General features: G+C 42.4%; 14 protein-coding genes. 7 read left to right on the top strand and 7 right to left on the bottom strand.

The features are described 5' to 3' along the window. Positions 1-213: 213 nt before the first annotated feature. A complete protein-coding gene (locus V7K41_RS20100; RefSeq protein ID WP_292870113.1) occupies positions 214-477 on the bottom strand; it encodes a helix-turn-helix domain-containing protein in 264 nt (87 codons plus the stop codon). Between the two features lie 362 nt (positions 478-839). Here V7K41_RS20100 and V7K41_RS20095 point away from each other — a divergent pair, with 362 nt between their 5' ends. Then, positions 840-1,817: a carbohydrate kinase family protein gene (locus tag V7K41_RS20095; protein ID WP_334850976.1), complete on the top strand. Its 978-nt coding sequence runs from the start codon at positions 840-842 to the stop codon at positions 1,815-1,817. Here the strand turns inward: V7K41_RS20095 and V7K41_RS20090 are convergent. Next, on the bottom strand, positions 1,814-2,086 hold the full coding sequence (locus V7K41_RS20090; RefSeq protein WP_334850973.1) for a hypothetical protein: 273 nt from the start codon (positions 2,084-2,086) through the stop codon (positions 1,814-1,816). The two genes, V7K41_RS20095 and V7K41_RS20090, sit on opposite strands and share 4 nt — an antisense overlap. Before the next feature lie 44 nt (positions 2,087-2,130). Continuing rightward, entirely contained in the window at positions 2,131-2,793 is a 663-nt protein-coding gene (locus tag V7K41_RS20085) for a polysaccharide deacetylase family protein (RefSeq protein ID WP_334850971.1), read from the bottom strand. 378 nt (positions 2,794-3,171) lie between these two features. On the opposite strand from V7K41_RS20085, the gene V7K41_RS20080 reads away from it, so the two are divergent. The 3 genes from V7K41_RS20080 to V7K41_RS20070 all read left to right on the top strand — a co-directional run bounded on the left by V7K41_RS20080 (position 3,172) and on the right by V7K41_RS20070 (position 7,351). Continuing rightward, complete coding sequence (locus tag V7K41_RS20080) at positions 3,172-4,563, top strand: calcium-binding protein (protein WP_334850970.1); 1,392 nt, start codon at positions 3,172-3,174, stop codon at positions 4,561-4,563. Positions 4,564-5,073: 510 nt separating this feature from the next. Beyond that, on the top strand, positions 5,074-5,949 hold the full coding sequence (locus V7K41_RS20075; RefSeq protein ID WP_334850969.1) for an RnfABCDGE type electron transport complex subunit D: 876 nt from the start codon (positions 5,074-5,076) through the stop codon (positions 5,947-5,949). A gap of 1 nt (position 5,950) precedes the next feature. After that, positions 5,951-7,351, top strand: coding sequence for a DUF2330 domain-containing protein (locus tag V7K41_RS20070; RefSeq protein ID WP_334850967.1), 1,401 nt, complete (start codon positions 5,951-5,953; stop codon positions 7,349-7,351). Positions 7,352-7,476: 125 nt separating this feature from the next. On the opposite strand, the gene V7K41_RS20065 is transcribed toward V7K41_RS20070, so the two are convergent. Together V7K41_RS20065 and V7K41_RS20060 are read right to left on the bottom strand one after the other, a co-directional pair. Then, the gene (locus V7K41_RS20065) at positions 7,477-8,316 is read right to left on the bottom strand and encodes a GNAT family N-acetyltransferase (RefSeq protein ID WP_334850966.1); all 840 of its coding nucleotides are present in this window, start codon (positions 8,314-8,316) and stop codon (positions 7,477-7,479) included. A gap of 264 nt (positions 8,317-8,580) precedes the next feature. Next, on the bottom strand, positions 8,581-8,997 hold the full coding sequence (locus V7K41_RS20060) for a diacylglycerol kinase (RefSeq protein WP_334850964.1): 417 nt from the start codon (positions 8,995-8,997) through the stop codon (positions 8,581-8,583). Positions 8,998-9,541: 544 nt separating this feature from the next. Here V7K41_RS20060 and V7K41_RS20055 point away from each other — a divergent pair. Then, on the top strand, positions 9,542-10,192 hold the full coding sequence (locus V7K41_RS20055) for a sigma-70 family RNA polymerase sigma factor (RefSeq protein ID WP_334850962.1): 651 nt from the start codon (positions 9,542-9,544) through the stop codon (positions 10,190-10,192). A gap of 322 nt (positions 10,193-10,514) precedes the next feature. Next, a complete protein-coding gene (locus V7K41_RS20050; protein WP_334850961.1) occupies positions 10,515-10,979 on the top strand; it encodes a hypothetical protein in 465 nt (154 codons plus the stop codon). Between the two features lie 55 nt (positions 10,980-11,034). On the opposite strand, the gene V7K41_RS20045 is transcribed toward V7K41_RS20050, so the two are convergent. Together V7K41_RS20045 and V7K41_RS20040 are read right to left on the bottom strand one after the other, a co-directional pair. Next, entirely contained in the window at positions 11,035-11,664 is a 630-nt protein-coding gene (locus V7K41_RS20045) for a Uma2 family endonuclease (protein ID WP_334850959.1), read from the bottom strand. 51 nt (positions 11,665-11,715) lie between these two features. Continuing rightward, a complete protein-coding gene (locus V7K41_RS20040; RefSeq protein ID WP_334850957.1) occupies positions 11,716-14,703 on the bottom strand; it encodes a beta strand repeat-containing protein in 2,988 nt (995 codons plus the stop codon). Between the two features lie 634 nt (positions 14,704-15,337). Here V7K41_RS20040 and ggt point away from each other — a divergent pair. Next, positions 15,338-17,086, top strand: coding sequence for a gamma-glutamyltransferase (gene ggt / locus V7K41_RS20035; protein WP_442943240.1), 1,749 nt, complete (start codon positions 15,338-15,340; stop codon positions 17,084-17,086). Positions 17,087-17,114: the final 28 nt, after the last annotated feature.

Raw genomic sequence — 17,114 nt, 5'->3', positions numbered from 1 at the left:
TCAATTTGGAAAAGAATTCCGATCTTTTTAGTTTCCGAGTCCGAGGGTCAGCTGGCTCCATTAACATAAACTCCGGCTGAGTGATGGACTCGGAACTTTTGGTAGAGTGTTCACACTGAAAACTTAGGCGTAAAGAGGGGAACAATCACTAAAACTCAAAATTGGCTTGTAATTTACTAGACCAAAGCAATTACGCTTCTACTAGTAAATTGTTTATTCAATCTGGTTAGGTAGAGTACAGCAATTGACATCATTCAAGCAGACTTTGCCCCACTGTAAAGCCCAGCGGACAAGAGCTACTCGATTATCTGTCTCAGTCTTAGTGAGAATATTACTGATATGGTTATCAACTGTACGCTTGCTAATCTCCAGTTTTGCTGCAATCTCTTGGTTAGTTAAGCCAGCGGCTACTAAGTCGATAATTTGCAGTTCTCTGTCTGACAGACTAACGGGGGTCTCAGACTTGCCACCAGCCATGACTATTTCTATCCTCCCTTGGTATATGTACTTAATCACTCTTTTTAATTCTAGAAGATTCTTTTCTTGGTAGGGGTTTCAAGTGTTAGCAGTAATACGATTGTCAATATTTTCTTTGGATTTCAAGTTGGCAAAAATCTAAACTATGCGAAACTTTATGTAATAAATATAGCTTATTTTAATCAATGTATTGTCTAAGCACTTAGTAAAAACAAGCGAGGATGAGAAGCATATATATACTATAGAGTAGTAAAAATTGCTATTTAATTCTATGAAGGACTGGCGACAGACTAGCAAAAACTATTGTAGATTTTATACTGTAAATTCCTAATCCCAAATCAAAATCTAAAATTGAAAATGAGATGAGCAATCCCCGTGTTTTGTGCCTTGGTGAAATTTTGTTTGATTGTTTAGCCGATCAATTGGGGCTAAAGCTGGAAGAAGTGAAATCTTGGACTCCTTACCCAGGAGGGGCACCAGCTAATGTAGCCTGTGCTTTAGTCAAGCTGGGAATGTCAGCAGGATTTATCGGATCTGTTGGCGAAGATGAGCCAGGAAATGCATTGGTTGAACTATTACAAGATGTAGGTGTAGAGACTACGGGAGTACAGCGCCATCCCACAGCACCAACGCGGCAAGTTTATGTTACACGTGATATGGCTGGCGATCGCACCTTTGCCGGATTTGGTCAGTACGATACCGCCGAATTTGCTGATACTCGCCTGCAAGCTAAACAATTGTCAGATTCACTGTTTCAACAGGCAGATTTTCTAGTTTTGGGTACTTTGGAATTAGCTTATCCTGAAACTGAAGAGGCAATTCACCGCGCTCTAGAGTTAGCAGAACATTACGACTTAAAAATTGTGCTGGATGTTAACTGGCGTCCTGTATTTTGGAAAGAGCCAAACATCGCCCATCAAAAAATTCCAGAATTATTTAAGCGAGTTGATTTCCTCAAACTCTCCAAAGAAGAGGCTGAATGGCTATTTGAAACCGCAGATCCCGGAGCCATCACTTACCGTCTAGCTTCAATTGAGGGAGTACTGGTGACAGATGGGGAAAACGGCTGCACTTATTGTCTGGGTGAGAACGAAGGCAAATTACCCTCGTTTTCTATCCCTGTAGTTGATACAACTGGTGCAGGAGATAGCTTTTTGGCAGGTTTTATCCACCAACTGGGTCAGTATGGTATCCACAGCTTGCGAGATGCAGAAACAGCAAAACGCATTGTCACCTATGCCAGTGCTGTTGGGGCACTGACTACTATTAAACCAGGTGCGATCGCTTCTCAACCTACTGCTGCTGAAGTCGAAGCTTTTCTCACCGCAAATCAACTCTAAGAACTAGCATAAGTCACTGGGATATCAGCCTTTAGTGGCTGATACTCCCGACTAGAAAATGGACGAAAATCTTCATGCCATTCTGCGGTCATATTGCACAATAAACGCAGTTTAAGAGGTGTCGGTACTGGGTTAACGCGCTTAATTTTTACTTTTAGAAGTTTTGAATTATCCTTAGTGCATAAGAGCAATGTACTCAGGTCAGATGGATTTTGAAATTCGTTAGCTAAATACAGCAGAATTTTGAGTACTAAACACGCCAATACCACATTTTTATTTAACTTGACAGGCTAATACTTTAGTTAGCCTGAGCTTACTGCCATAGAGTATCAACAGTTACAAACTCATAACCTTGTTGTAAGAGTTGCGGAATGAGAATTTGAATTGTGGCAGCAACATCTTGTCCACCACAAGCACCATCATGCAAAACAATTATTGAACCATTTTTCACCTGCTGCATAATTCGCTGTAGCACTGTGGTAACACCTGGGCGCACCCAGTCTTCTGGTACAACGCTCCACATAACTGGGCGGTAATTCCACTGAAAGAACAATTTTAAAGTAGCAGGTGTAAATAAACCATTGGGGGGGCGGACATCTCGCACTTGTTCGGGTTGCAGATTACAGGCATTGTAAATGGCAGCTTGGGTTTTTTCTAAACTGTCCTTCAGGTCATTTGGGGAAAGCATGGGAAAAGAGCGATGATCGTAGCCATGCAATCCGATCCAGTGTCCGCGATCGCTAACGGTTTTAGCAATGGCTGGTGAACGATTGACGCAAACACCCAACCAAAAAAAACTCGCTGTAATGTTGTAACGATCTAACACTGCCAAGACTTCGGGTGTGTATTGAGGATGAGGCCCATCATCGAATGTGAGTGCGATCGCTTTAGTATGGGGATTTCCACTCCAAAGGCAGTTGGGAAAACTCGGCTGGAGAATGCGGTAGAAAATTGGGAAGAGGGGAGCTAACTGCATAAAGTTTTTTGTTTTTCCGTAATCTTGCGTAACTAGACTGATTACTTAATATGGGGCTGTTAAGCGTTTGAATCACGCTTAACAGTCTTATATCTAGAACTTACACGCTGTACAAATGGACAGTTATATGAATTGGCACTCCTTCTAATATTAAGAAGTTTTCCCTTGTTCCTATTTCCAAGTTGGAAATGTAGTTTTCACTCACGATCTATTCCTGCCTAGCTGATTCAACTATTTTTTTAGTTGCCAGATCGACAGGAAATATCGCAGTCACAGAAGTAGGTGAAAAACAAAATTACAGCCTATTCATATAATTGTCTTTTTGTCAAATTGTAAGTCCTGATATTAACAATTACTCTTGATTAAGGATAAACTCTCGTGGCAATTAATTTTTCCGGAACTAATGGCAATGATGTTATTTTCGGCAGTAGTGACAACGATACCCTCAGAGGCTTGGATGGTGATGACAAACTGTTTGGTGGTGATGGCAATGACTTCCTAGATGGTGGCTTTGGCTTTGACACCATTAATGGCGGTGCTGGAACTGATACCACATCTTATGCTTTCTTTTCCGGCCCAATTGATGCCAATCTCTCCACTGGTGTAGTTAAGTTTCCGGGAAATTCTACTCTCACAGATACTTTAGTCAGCATTGAGAATTTAATTGGTACAGCTGGTAACGATACGATTGTTGGTAATGATGCCAATAATGTTCTCAGCGGTGGAGCAGGTAATGATTTCATAGATGGTGGCTTTGGCTTTGACACCATTGATGGCGGTGCTGGAACTGATACCACATCTTATGCTTTCTTTTCCGGCCCAATTGATGCCAATCTCGCCACTGGTGTAGTCAAGTTTCCGGGAAATTCTACTCTCACAGATACTTTAGTTGGCATTGAGAATTTAATTGGTACAGCTGGCAACGATACGATTGTTGGTAGTAGCGCCAATAATGTTCTTAACGGTGGAGATGGTGATGACAAACTGTTTGGTGGTGATGGCAATGACTTCCTAGATGGTGGCTTTGGCTTTGACACCATTAATGGCGGTGCTGGAACTGATACCACATCTTATGCTTTCTTTTCCGGCCCAATTGATGCCAATCTCGCCACTGGTGTAGTTAGGTTTCCGGGAAACTCTACTCTCACAGATACTTTAGTTAGCATTGAGAATTTAATTGGTACAGCTGGCAACGATACGATTGTTGGTAGTAGCGCCAATAATGTTCTTAACGGTGGGGCTGGTAACGATACAATCAGCGGTGACGGTGGCGATGATTACATGGATGGCGGTGCTGGTATAGACACCGTTGATTACACATACTGGAATGGTGGAGGCACTTACAACCTGGCAACTGGTGTTGCATCCTTCCCAGGCTTCTATAACGAGGACATTCTTAACTTCGAGAACATTCTGACCGGAAGCGGCAATGACAGTGTGATTGGCAGTGCAGCAAATAACACAATCATCACTGGGGCTGGTGATGACTATATAAAAGGTGGCAGCGGACAAGACGTACTGTATGGCGGTGCTGGCGCGGATAAATTTGTCTTCGATAGCTTCTACGACGGCGTTGACATTATCAAAGACTTTGAGTGGAAAGAAGGTGACAAAATCCAGATTTCTAAGTATGGCTTTGGCGCTACCTCTAACAGCCAGTTCAGCTACGACTACAATAATGGAAGTTTATCCTACAATGGAAGCCTATTCGCTACCATTGAGAACAAACCCTCTGGCTTTAGTACTAATCTAGACATTGTGCTGGTGTAACAACCTGTTGAAGTTATTAAAGAGAAAAGGCGGCAGGGGATGACTATAACAGGGGTAAAACTCGAACAAGCATTTTCAATAAATAAATTCTCCAATTCGGTTATAGTCCGATGAGACACTTTCAAGTTCTGTGCGCCCTTGATCTTGGCACAGCCATCTCAGCAAGCCTGAACCTGCTGACTTCTCTTCACCATGCAAGAAGTAATTAGATACTTTTTGATCTGGAAATCCCTAAACGATCGAGATTTTTTCTTATCCAAAAATCTCTCTGCTATTGAGCTTGTTCATCAATTAACTTCAAATGTTAGAGTGCGATCGCACTCTATTTTTTGGCTATTTTGACTTGGGGCATTGCATAAAAATTCGGCATCTAAGGTTTAAACATCAGAGCGATCGCTTTGGTCTGTCAATGCTTTATTTTGTAACAAAATCTGTAACAGCAATGCTATTTTACCTAGTACTCGTCTAAATTGATGAGAAATCTACGGGGAATCCCTGAATTAAGGGTTGATGTTGCTAAAAGATATACGAGATTATCAGATTTTATTTCTGGGCTTGTTCCTAGTCTTGGGAATCGGTACACGAGATTGGACGCTGCGACCAGAATTGATTGGGGTAGCGATCGCCACTTGTCTTGTAACTCAATGGATATTGTCATTAGTCATTGGTCATTGGTCATTAGCCAACAACAAAGGACAAAGCCTAAATTTGCGCAGTGCTTTAATTACCTCACTGGGACTGAGTTTACTTTTGCGGGCTGACCACTGGACGACAATGGCAATAGCCGCAGCAATTGCGATCGCCAGTAAATTTATCTTCCAAGTCGGCGATAAGCATTTTTTCAATCCTGCTAACTTTGGCATCATATCTGCCTTGATTCTCACCCCCGATGCTTGGGTTTCGCCGGGACAATGGGGTGAAGAGTGGTGGTATGGGCTATTATTTCTCGGCACTGGCGGCATGATTTTGCAGCGCATTGGTCGCTGGGACACGACAGCAGCTTTTTTGGGTTCCTACTCTTTGCTAGAGGCGATTCGCAATTTCTGGTTGGGTTGGACTTGGGATGTTTACTGGCATCGATTGATGAGTGGGTCTTTGCTGCTGTTCGCCCTATTTATGATTACAGATCCGCGATCGATTCCTAATTCCCGAATTGGGCGTGTAGTTTGGGCAGTTTGCATCGCTGGATTAACTTTTATCCTGCGAAATTATTTCTTTGTTTCCACAGCAGTTTTCTGGGCGCTGTTTGCCCTTGCACCGTTGAGCATCTTGCTAGATATTCTCTGGTTAGCCCCAAGGTTTGTTTGGCAAGAAGGAGATGAGGGAACAGGGGTAGAACTTCTAACTCCTAACTCAGCACTCAGCACTAAAAAAGTAGAGGTATAAAATGAAGTTTTTTCGACTTTTAACACCATTATTGTTAGCAATTGTCGCTGTTTTGTGCTTTGCACCCGCAGCTTGGGCATTTTGTGGATTTTATGTAGCCAAAGCTGATACAAAACTCTATAACAAAGCTTCTCAGGTTGTGATAGCGCGGGATGGCGATAGCTTCGCCAACACCAAGGGTGAACGCACTATCCTAACAATGGCAAACGATTTTCAAGGTGAAGTCAAAGATTTTGCAATGGTAGTACCAGTGCCAACGGTGTTGCAAAAAGAGCAAGTTCGCGTCACGGAACCGAAGATTATCGAGCGGCTAGATGCTTTTAGTGCGCCGCGATTGGTAGAATATTTTGACTCAGATCCTTGTGCCCCAGTTTATGATAGAGAGTTATCAGCAGCACCAGCGCCAGCAGCAGCGAGAAGTGAAGCGGGGAGTGCAAGGGGCGATGCTAGTTTGGGTGTGACGGTTGAAGCACGTTTTAACGTTGGGGAATACGACATTGTGATCCTCAGTGCGAAAGAATCTGGTGGATTGGAAACTTGGCTTAAACGCAATGGATACAAAATTCCCAGAGGTGCGAAACAGTTACTTCAGCCTTATATTCGCTCCTCTATGAAATTCTTTGTTGCTAAAGTCAACTTGGATAAATTCGAGCAATCTGGCTACCAGTTCCTGCGTCCGTTACAGATTTCCTATCAATCACCTAAATTCATGCTGCCAATTCGTTTAGGCATGATCAATGCTACGACAGAGCAAGATTTGATTATCTACATCCTCTCGCCCCAAGGACAGGCAGAAATCACTAACTACCGGACAGTGAAAATTCCCTCCGACGCGAACATTCCCTTATTTGTCAAAGATGAATTTGGTGAATTCTACAAATCTATGTTTCAAACTGTCTACACCAAAGAAGACAAGAAAGTTGGTTTTTTAGAATACGCTTGGGATATGGGTAGTTGCGATCCTTGTTCTGCTGAACCCCTGACCCCAGAGGAACTCAAGCAAGCAGGTGTATTTTGGCTAGATGATAATTCTACAAGTAATCTGCCAGTACCCCCCAGCTTTCGTCGTCCCTCTTCTAGAAGTAACGTCTTTATCTCTCGATTGCATGTCCGCTACACCCGCGACAAATTCCCTGAAGACTTGATATTTCAACAAACTGCCAACACTGAATCTTTCCAAGGACGTTATGTTTTACAACATCCGTTTCAAGGGGAACTCAAATGTCAGGCTGGTAGAGAATATAAGCAGTCTTTACCCAAACGTTTTGAACAAGAGGCGCAAACTCTAGCTAAACTAACCAACTGGAAAATCCAAGATATTCGCAACAAAATGAAGTTGAGTATAGGTAATCTGAGATATTCTTGGTGGGAAAATTTCTTATCCTGGCTGGAATTATATTAAGGAGAGTGGCAGGGCGAACGCATCTAAAGTACTCTCAATAGCAAACAAGATTAAGAACCAACCAAAAAATCAATATTTCTGGTTTGATTTATTTCCCAAGCCTCGAAGCGATCGCTTTATTATGCTTACTCCTTCGAGGTGAATGAGTATTCGTGCCAATCGCAAATGGGGCGATACCCAATCGCTTGATAAATATGATTGGCTGTGGGATTGGCTAAATCTGCTATGAGGAAACAATGGTGACATCCCCGGTCTAGCAGTTTTTGGCTTAACGCTGCGATACAGGCTGTGGCATATCCTTTGCGACGATACTCTGGTGGTGTATAAGCTAAATTGATCCGACCAATTGTAGGTAACACTTGTTTACTAGACGCAACTGAAACTGGAGTGCTATCAACCCAAAAATAAGTATTCTGCTGTTTCAACCGATTATCTACTTGGTGTTCGACATCTTCGCTCACTGCCTCATCTATCTCAGATAAAAATGCAGAAAGCCACTCGATCAAAACAGAGCGATCGCCTTCAGTTGCCAGTCTGAGATATCCTCTGGCCGTTGAGACTCTTTGCACTGCCGTTAATTGGTAAATTTTCATTACCACCGACCGTTGATAGAATTGTCCTGTCAAGGCTTGCCAAGTCTGCGAGAATATTTCTACCTCTTTAGCCAGTCCCATACTTCCTGGCAGTTGTTCTTGACGCAAATCTTGAGCAATCAACCGCAAGGCATCCATATTTTGGGCTTTGGATAGTATCAATTTTTGGGGTGGAGTACGGATGGCAACAGCCAGAATCTCACCACTTGTTTGGACAATTGCTAAATAAGGCTTACCCAGATAACGTTCTGAGTTATGCAACAAGGTATGCGAAATACTGAGCAAAACATTATTTTCTACCTGATGCTGGAGTAAGTAAGCCTGAGTGCAGTGCCAGAATTCCTGAATGTTGTCGAATCGATCTAGTTGCATGATCTAGCTAATTGATAATTTTGGATATTTTTGATTTGTTCTGTTTATCAGCTCATCAATTTTTGCAATTAAATAAATAATTTTGAAATATTTATTAGTTTTTATTAGGAAATAAGGTACTTTCTCCTGAAGAAAGTGGGGAGTGAGGAGTAAGATTAATTCAAAAAATCAAATCTGATAATTTCCTTTACTTATTTTTTATTAGCTAATAAGTCTTAGGATATTGTTGAAAATACTCCTCACACTATCTCGAATAATTGATATTCAAATTTTTAGCAATTGCCAGAGGTGACTTGCTTCAAGCATGAGTGTGACAGCCCACACAAAGATACTGATGCCAGCTGCGGCGGCTGCAATATCCTTAATCATCTTAATTCGGGTATCCTCTCCTTCCTCCACAAAATCACATAAGATTTCGATCGCACTGTTAAATAATTCGGCAACCAGCATCATCCCCGTTGCTAGTAGAATCAGAGTGACATCAACCCATTGGCGAAAGATAAATGAGAAGCCTAGAACTGGAACTGATAAAACAAGTTTGTAGGCAACGCTAAAGTCAGAGATAACGGCGACATAAAGACCTGTGAAAATAATCTTGAGCTTTTGGATGGGATGATAACCCGGTATGCGGTTTTTTTTATATTTTTTGCGATCGCTCATAGTTTTGTAACGAGAAAACATATATTTCACTTTCAAACTATTGTGTCAGAAGTCAGACGTTTACTAGTGTAGTGATACTTGCGAAATAACTGTTTTATAGTAATCTGCCGGAAAAATTCTGATTTTTATCTAAGTAAGTGGGCAAAATAAAACCGACCTGTGTGAAGAAAAGTAAATAAGGCTCAAACCCTTTTTCCCCCAGCTAAGAGCCCCCAGCAAGAACTGCCTTATCCTAACGATAATTATTTACGCCCACCTACTTAGTAGTGAACTCCTTACTTTGAATGTACTTATAGGGTAGAGATAAGAGCGGTAAATTGAGTGTATCACCAAGCTCTATGAGCAAACGCGGTGAGTTTGAGAACCTGAGCAACCAGGATATTAAGGCGCTCGGTGTCTTAAGAATCTCCGTCACTAAAGCCCGGAGAGTGTCAAATCTCCCAATAATCTATGCCCTTTCCCCACTCCATTTTCAAAAAGATCCAGTATTTTGACGAAAGGTAATTCTTTAGGATGTTGTTATACGCAATACTAAGATATTCTTGCTTTCTTCGCCAAGATTGTCATGGTTCAATTCGATGAACAGCTACGCCGCTTAGTTACAGAAGCCTGTGGACACCAACTTGGAAGCCCTCAGCGTCAGAAGCTGCTCACGCAAATTATTCGCTTGACAGCAAGTAGACTCTGGAGGGAATCTACTCCCTACTATCAAGACGCACTACAACAAACTTGGTTGTATTTCTGTCGCAATGTTTGTGAAGGTTTGACAGGCCAAACCTACGATCCCAATTATGGTAGTGTGACCACCTGGCTGAATGCTTACCTAAGACGGAGACTACAAGACTTCTACCTTAACCAGAACCGAGAACAAGCCACAACAGTTCCTCTGAAAATTCGTCAGTCTACATCTGGTGGAACAAGTGAAACTATTGATCCTGTAGATAACCTACCGGCTAGCCCCCAAGTACCTCCGATTTTGGAAGACTTGGAGATATGGGCAAAGACAGATTCGGATGGGGAACTGCGCGGTATTTACATTAAAGGGCGTCCAGATGTGAATTGTCAGGTGTTAATTCTCAAACGCTTACCTCCAGAAGTTAGCTGGAAAGATTTATCTGAAGAATTTGGGTTGTCAATTCCGACATTAAGCAGTTTTTATCAACGCCAATGTTTACCGCGTTTGCGTAAGTTTGCAGAATTGGAGGGATTATTATGATCGATGCTGTTAGCTCGACTTTATCCATTTTTCCCTACGGGTCATCACAAATGTAGGCGATCGCTAAAAGATATGGGTTTTGCTGCATACATAACATTTAAATACAGTCTTGGTGAATACTGGTGACACGAGCAATACACTGAGACTGAAGGATAATTGTGTGTATCTTCCGAAGGGGGCAAGATTACCCAATTTAGAGCAAGTGCTTGTAGACCCACAAACTCAATAGCAAACAATCAAGGTTAACCGTTGGTATGAAGAAGGAGAACGCCAGGTAGAAGTTTGTACTGAAACTGCGGTTTGGTATCACACAGGTTTACCTGTGGTTCCAATTCGTTGGGTATTAGTACGTGACCCACTGGGTAAATTTGAATCTCAGGCTTTGTTATCTACTTTCAAGGAATATTCTCCTAAACAAATCTTGGAGTGGTTTGTACGTCGCTGGCAGATAGAAGTAACTTTTAAAGAAGTGAGGAAACATCTAGAAATGGAAACTCAACTTTGTCTTTGGTCAGACCAGTCAATTGCTCGTACAACACCTACACTGCTGGGATTATTTTCCTTGGTTGTGATTTTGGCAGACTATTTACAAGCTAATTTTTCTTGGACAATTAAACAAACAATTTGGTACTCTAAAGCTTTGCCTACTTTTTCCGATGCACTGGCTTTAGTTAGGCGATTTTTATGGGCTAGCACTTTTTCCACATCTTCCGAAACCACTCAAATGATAAAAGTCCCTCGTCTTTTATTTGAGCGTTTGAGAGATATTGCTGTTTACGCTGCTTGATTGAATCAAAAATGGATAAAGTCGAGCTAAGGACTAAAGTCCTTTAAAGATTGTACTACTGTTGTCCGTGCAAAAAGCTCCTTAACCATCTAATGACTTCACTTGTTGTTTGTTCATTAGCCATTTGGAGACATTGCTGTACAATCTCTCTGATATTAGGAAAGTAGCTGCTTTCTGTAATTAGATAACTTTCTTCGTGCAATCGATAAATTAATAACCGATTACTCTTTAATATCCAAACTTCTGGCACTCCATAAGGCAAGTAATCATTAATGTCAGTGTAGCTTGTCACATCTATTTCAATTGCTAAATCTGGTGGTGGATCTGACTCCCAATCAATTCTTTTTTTGCCTACTACTGCTCTGCAATTTTCAATATAAAAGCAAAAGTCTGGTTCAATGCCACTAATTTCTGGCAAGCTCATGGTAATGGGCGTAAATGATTCGTATGCAAGGTTTAAACGATCCAGCAAAACCTTAGCAATATCTGCCAGTAAACTCGCATCTCTTCCATGCTCTGGTAGCGGTGCCATCAGTAAAATTTCTCCCCTTCGATATTTAATCCGAGGCGAGGAGCGATCGCCTAGTTGCTGACTCAATACTTGATAGTCTTTCCAGTTTCCCAAAAGCTTCAACACCGCGCCAGGTGGTAACTCGATTCTTTCTGGTGTAATTACGGTATCCATAATTAGCTCACATTTTAGATATTGGCGATCGCATTACATGGAGGATAACGATTAAACAACCACAAAATTGTTGTTCGTTAGTGACAACCCAGCAGATAATCCGGCAAATTGTACCTGAGTAAACTCGCCTGCACTACCATCAAGGTCATAGAACAATGCACCTGTAGTGGAGTTATAAATAAATCGCTGGCTGCTAGTGGTTGCAGATTCTCCAAGTGTAAACTGACTTGCCTGAAGTACACCTGCTGATAAACCGCCACCAAAACCAGCAGCCGATACCTGAATTAGTTCAAGTTCATTAGGTTCATTAGTGGCACCGAAGTCACGTATCAGATCGAGACCTTCATTGAAACTACTGAAAGCAAAGGTATCAGTACCACTTTCTCCAAAGAGCCTATCATTACCGTTGCCACCGATGAGGATAGCATTGCCATCACCACCTCTGAGGGTATCATCTCCATTGCCACCTTTGAGGGTGTTATTATCTGAGTCAGAAGAGCTTACCAGAGAATCATTACCATCGCCCCCATCTAATAGATAACTGCTGCCTGTTGAACCGTAAGCATTCAATGTATCGTCACCAACACCACCGTTGAGGGTATTATTACCTGAGGCAAAAACGGCAGAGAGAGAATCATTACCATCGCCGCCATCTAATAGATTATCGTCTGCTGAACCGTAAACATTCAATGTATCGTTACCAGCACCACCGTTGAGGGTGTTATTGCCAGATATGCTACCCTCAACAACATTTCCGAATTCGTCGTAAATGTAACTCGTGGCGCGTAAAGAATCATTGCCATTGCCTCCATTAAGGAGGTGATTCCCTTTTGAAAAAGTAATATCCAAGAAATCTTCACCAGCGCCGCCATCTACTGTATCGTTACCATTGCCTGAACGGAGCGTATCATTACCATTGCTTCCCAGAAGATAATCATCGTAGTCTGTACCTGTGATATTTAATTGTTCGATATTCTTGTAGCTAAACACTGTTGTGTCCGCCGTCGTCGAAATTACTGTAATGTTAGTAGTCGGATTGAAAGTCGAAGTAATTCCGGTGGTAGCACTGCTATAACTGAAAGACAAGCTGTCGTTACCTGTTCCCCCATCTACTGTTTGAGTCACTAATGTAGATAGGGAGTAGAAATTTAAGGAATCATCACCATTCCCTCCATTGAGGGTGTTATTGCCAGTGCCACCATTGAGAGTATCATTGCCATCGCCACCGTTAAGAATATTATTGCCATCGCCACCCCTCAAAATGTCATTGCCACTTAAGCCATCAATAATGTCATCACCTCCCTGACCATTGATGACATCATTTGAATTGTCAAATCCACTAATATTGTTGGATAGGTCGTTTAGGAAGGTGACTGTGTTTTTTCTAAAGACAGTGCTTTGGGTGAAGTTGGCATCGAAGACATCAAAGCTGTCGGCGATGGTAGTTTGCCCATAAAACAGAATATTGCCCAAATCTACGGTGGCTCCAGTAGATTTGGTGAGGTTATCAAGGTTGGACAGGGCAAAGTTTTCCAGGATGAATCTGGTATTACCATACCCTTGAAAGCTGATTTCCAGATTGTTACCATTTTGGGTGAGAAGCAAATTGTCGGCAGTGAAGCCACTATTGTCCTGAAATATCAGAGTATCCACTTCGCCAATGACTGCTGCTGTGGGGTTTGTTCCTTCACCTATTCCAGTAAAATCAGCGATCGTAGTAGTGCCATTATTAATCGTGTCGGTGATTCTGCCACTATTCATCGTGTCGTTGCTTAAGCCTTTATAAACAAATTTATCCTTACCACCGCCACCTATGAGGCTATCCTTACCACCGCCACCTATGAGGCTATCATTGCCATTACCACCGTTGAGGGTGTTATTACCACTGCCACCAGAGGCACTCAGAGTATCATTGCCATCGCCTCCAAAAAGCAGGTTATTGCCTGAGGAGGTAGAGTTGAAGTAGGAGTCAAAATATTGATAAAGATAGCCAGAGATGGAGAGAGAATCATTGCCGTCGCCTCCAAAAAGCAGGTTATCGCCTGATGAACCACTAGCGCTCAAGGTATCATCACCAGCACCACCGTTGAGGGTGTTATCGCCATGTGAGCGAGAGTCATCCGCTGTGTACTCCTCACTGCTTCCACTCCCAGAGATATCTAGAAAATCATTGCCATCGCCTCCAAAAAGCAGGTTATTGCCAAATGAACCGCTAGCATCCAAAGAGTCGTCACCAACACCACCGTTGAGGGTATTATTGCCTAAAGAGCGATCGTCGACATTTCCGCCGTAATAGGCGAAGTACGCGTAGTTGCCAGAGGCACTCAGAGAATCATTGCCATCGCCACCATTAAGCAGATTATTGCCTGAGGGGAAGTCAGCATCCAAAGAGTCGTCACCAATACCACCGTTGAGGGTATTATTGCCCGCACCACCTCTCAAAAGGTCATTGCCACTTAAACCTTCAATAATGTCATCACCCCCTTGACCATTGATGACATCATTTGAATTGTCAAATCCACTAACATTGTTGGATAGGTCGTTTAGGAAGGTGACTGTGTTTTTTTTAAAGACAGTACTTTGGGTGGAGTTAGCATCGAAGACATCAAAGCTGTCGGTGATGGTAGTTTGCCCATAAAACAGAATATTGCCCAAATCTACAGTGGCTCCAGTGGATTTGGTGAGGTTATCCAGGGTTTCTAGGGCAAAGTTTTCCAAAATGATTTTGCGAAAAGTAGACCCTTGAAAGTTGATTTGCAGGTTGTTACCATTCTGGGTGAGAATCAAGTTTTGGGCAGTGAAGCCACTATTGTTCTGGAAATTTAGGGTATCCACTTCAGCAATGACTGCTGCTGTGGGGTTTGTTCCTTTACCTACTCCACTAAAATCATTTATTACACTGATATAGAAACCTATTTCACTGCTGTAAGCAAATATATCCTTGCCACCACCACCAGTTACGGTGGTTTGGGTTTCGTAGAAAGGATCGGAAGCGCCCTGTAGGGTATCGTTACCGCTGGTTCCAATGATAATTGCCATAAGTTTTTCCTGATTGAATCGATTTTTGGAGTAACTTTAGTTGTCAATAATCGAGTTAGTGCTGTTTGAGCGCACAAATAATGTACCAAAAGTTGAAGCTTTCGGCATACTTTATTCAGTCTTTAGATAGAGTTGCAAATTGTTCATTAAAGATTTCCTCTTTAATTCACTTGCAAACATTACTTATCCCAGTATTGAGGACTATCTAAGTCTTAAGCACTGTACAAAATTTAGTTGGTTTGTCAATGCATAAGTCTTACTAATTTCACAATAGGGAACATTTAAGACAATAGAAAACAAGGAATCTTTATGCATTCGTTGTCAGCGTAGCTTGCCGCCGTAGGCATCGCCCTTGAATTTCTATCTGGAAAATAGGAAACATCAAAATAACCCGACAATAACTAAGTATCGAATATTTGCTTAGATGTCTATCTTTTCAAAAAATCTTTGCATACTCTTCATATTTGTAACGGTTCAAGGGGGGGGTAGGAGAGTGATGCCTACGGCGGTAAACTACGCAAACAATGGCGATCAAAATATGATAAATTAAGTACGCCAAGATGCTAAATATGTATAAGATTTTATGGATAATTGGATAAAAATGCTTACTGTTACTAAAGCCAAGCGAGTTGCGATGCCTGCGACGCGCGTAGTCTTCGCAATCTTTTCTTTCACTATCTTATTTTACAGCCAAGTAGCATCAGCCGCCTTAACTTTACCCTTACGCAGCAAGAAGGGAATGGTGGTTTCAGCCCATCCCCTAGCAAGTGAAGCGGGAATTTTGATGTTACGCAAAGGTGGTAATGCAGTGGATGCAGCTGTAGCCACAACCTTTGCACTTTCAGTAGTTGAGCCTTTTTCAGCAGGAATCGGCGGCGGCGGATTTTTGCTGATGCACTCGGAGAAAACTGGCGACATGAAAGCGTTAGATTTCCGAGAACGCGCACCTCTGAAAGCTACAAGAAATATGTATCTAGATGCAGCAGGAAAGGTGCGTCCGAATGCAAGTATTAATGGTTATTTGGCAGTAGCGACACCAGGAACGGTAGCAGGACTTTATGAAGTGCATCGTCGTTATGGTAAGCTTTCTTGGCAAGAGGTAATGAAACCTGCGATCGCACTCGCTAAAGATGGCTTTATTCTTGGCAATGTGCTAACTCAGAGGCTCAACCAGCGCCAGCAAGTAATTCTCAATAATCCCGCCGCGCAAGAAATTTTCACTCGCAATGGTGAATTTTACCAACCAGAAGAGAAGCTAGTGCAGCGTGATTTGGCACGCACTTTAACAGCAATTGCCGAAAATCCCCAAAGTTTTTACACCGGAAGTATTGCTCGTGCGATCGCTTCTGATATGGTAAAAAATGGTGGTTTAATTACTCTCGAAGACCTGAAAGTTTATAAGCCAATCTGGCGCACTCCCGTTTGTGGCAATTTCCGCAAAGCTAAAATTTGCTCAATGCCACCACCATCATCAGGAGGCGTTCACCTATTGCAGATTTTAAATATTATCGGTGACACCGATCTAAAATCTTTAGGCTGGCATCATCCAGACGCGATACATTTAATGGTAGAAGCAATGAAGATTGCTTACAGCGATCGCTCAAAATATTTAGGCGATCCTGATTTTGTCAAAGTTCCTGTACAAGAACTTCTCAGTCTAGCTTACGCCAAAAAACGCCGTCAAGAAATTAATATGCAAGTGGCTCGACCCTCCACCGAAGTCAAGCCAGTAGATTTAAATTCAAAATGTTTGCATCTTCCTTCATCTCCCCCTGTCTCATCCCCTTGTTTTCCGCATGAATCTCCCCAAACCACTCATCTGAATGTTGTGGATGAACAACACAACGCCATAAGTCTGACTTTCACGATTAATCTCAGTTTTGGTGCTGGTGTGGTGACACCGGGAACTGGAATTATTCTCAACAATGAGATGGATGATTTTGCAGCTGCGCCAGGAGTGCCTAATGCTTTTGGTTTAGTTGGTAACGATGCCAACAGCATTGCACCCCGCAAAACTCCTCTATCCAGCATGACTCCCACAATTGTCACAGAAAATGGTCATTTTCGGATGGCAGCGGGTGCGCCTGGTGGTAGCACCATCATCACCCAAGTTTTGCAAGTAATCCTGAATGTGCTGGAATACAACATGGATGTTGGTGCAGCTGTTTCTGTTCCACGCATACATCATCAATGGCTTCCAGATGAGTTGCGCGTCGAATCCTGGGGCTTGGATGCTCTAACTTTGCAAGATTTACGCAGACGGGGGCACAAAATAAAGGAAACTACTCCTTGGGGTAATGGTAACGCGATCGCTGTTACATCTGATGGAACTTTAGAAGGAGCCGCCGATCCTCGCGGTGAAGGTTCCCCTAGAGGTTTGTAAGCGAGTAACAAACTCAGACCAAAGAATA

Source organism: Nostoc sp. (assembly GCF_036917415.1).
GTDB lineage: Bacteria > Cyanobacteriota > Cyanobacteriia > Cyanobacteriales > Nostocaceae > Nostoc.
Note: the sequence above shows the minus strand (reverse complement) of the source record. Positions and strands in the feature narration are given on the sequence as shown.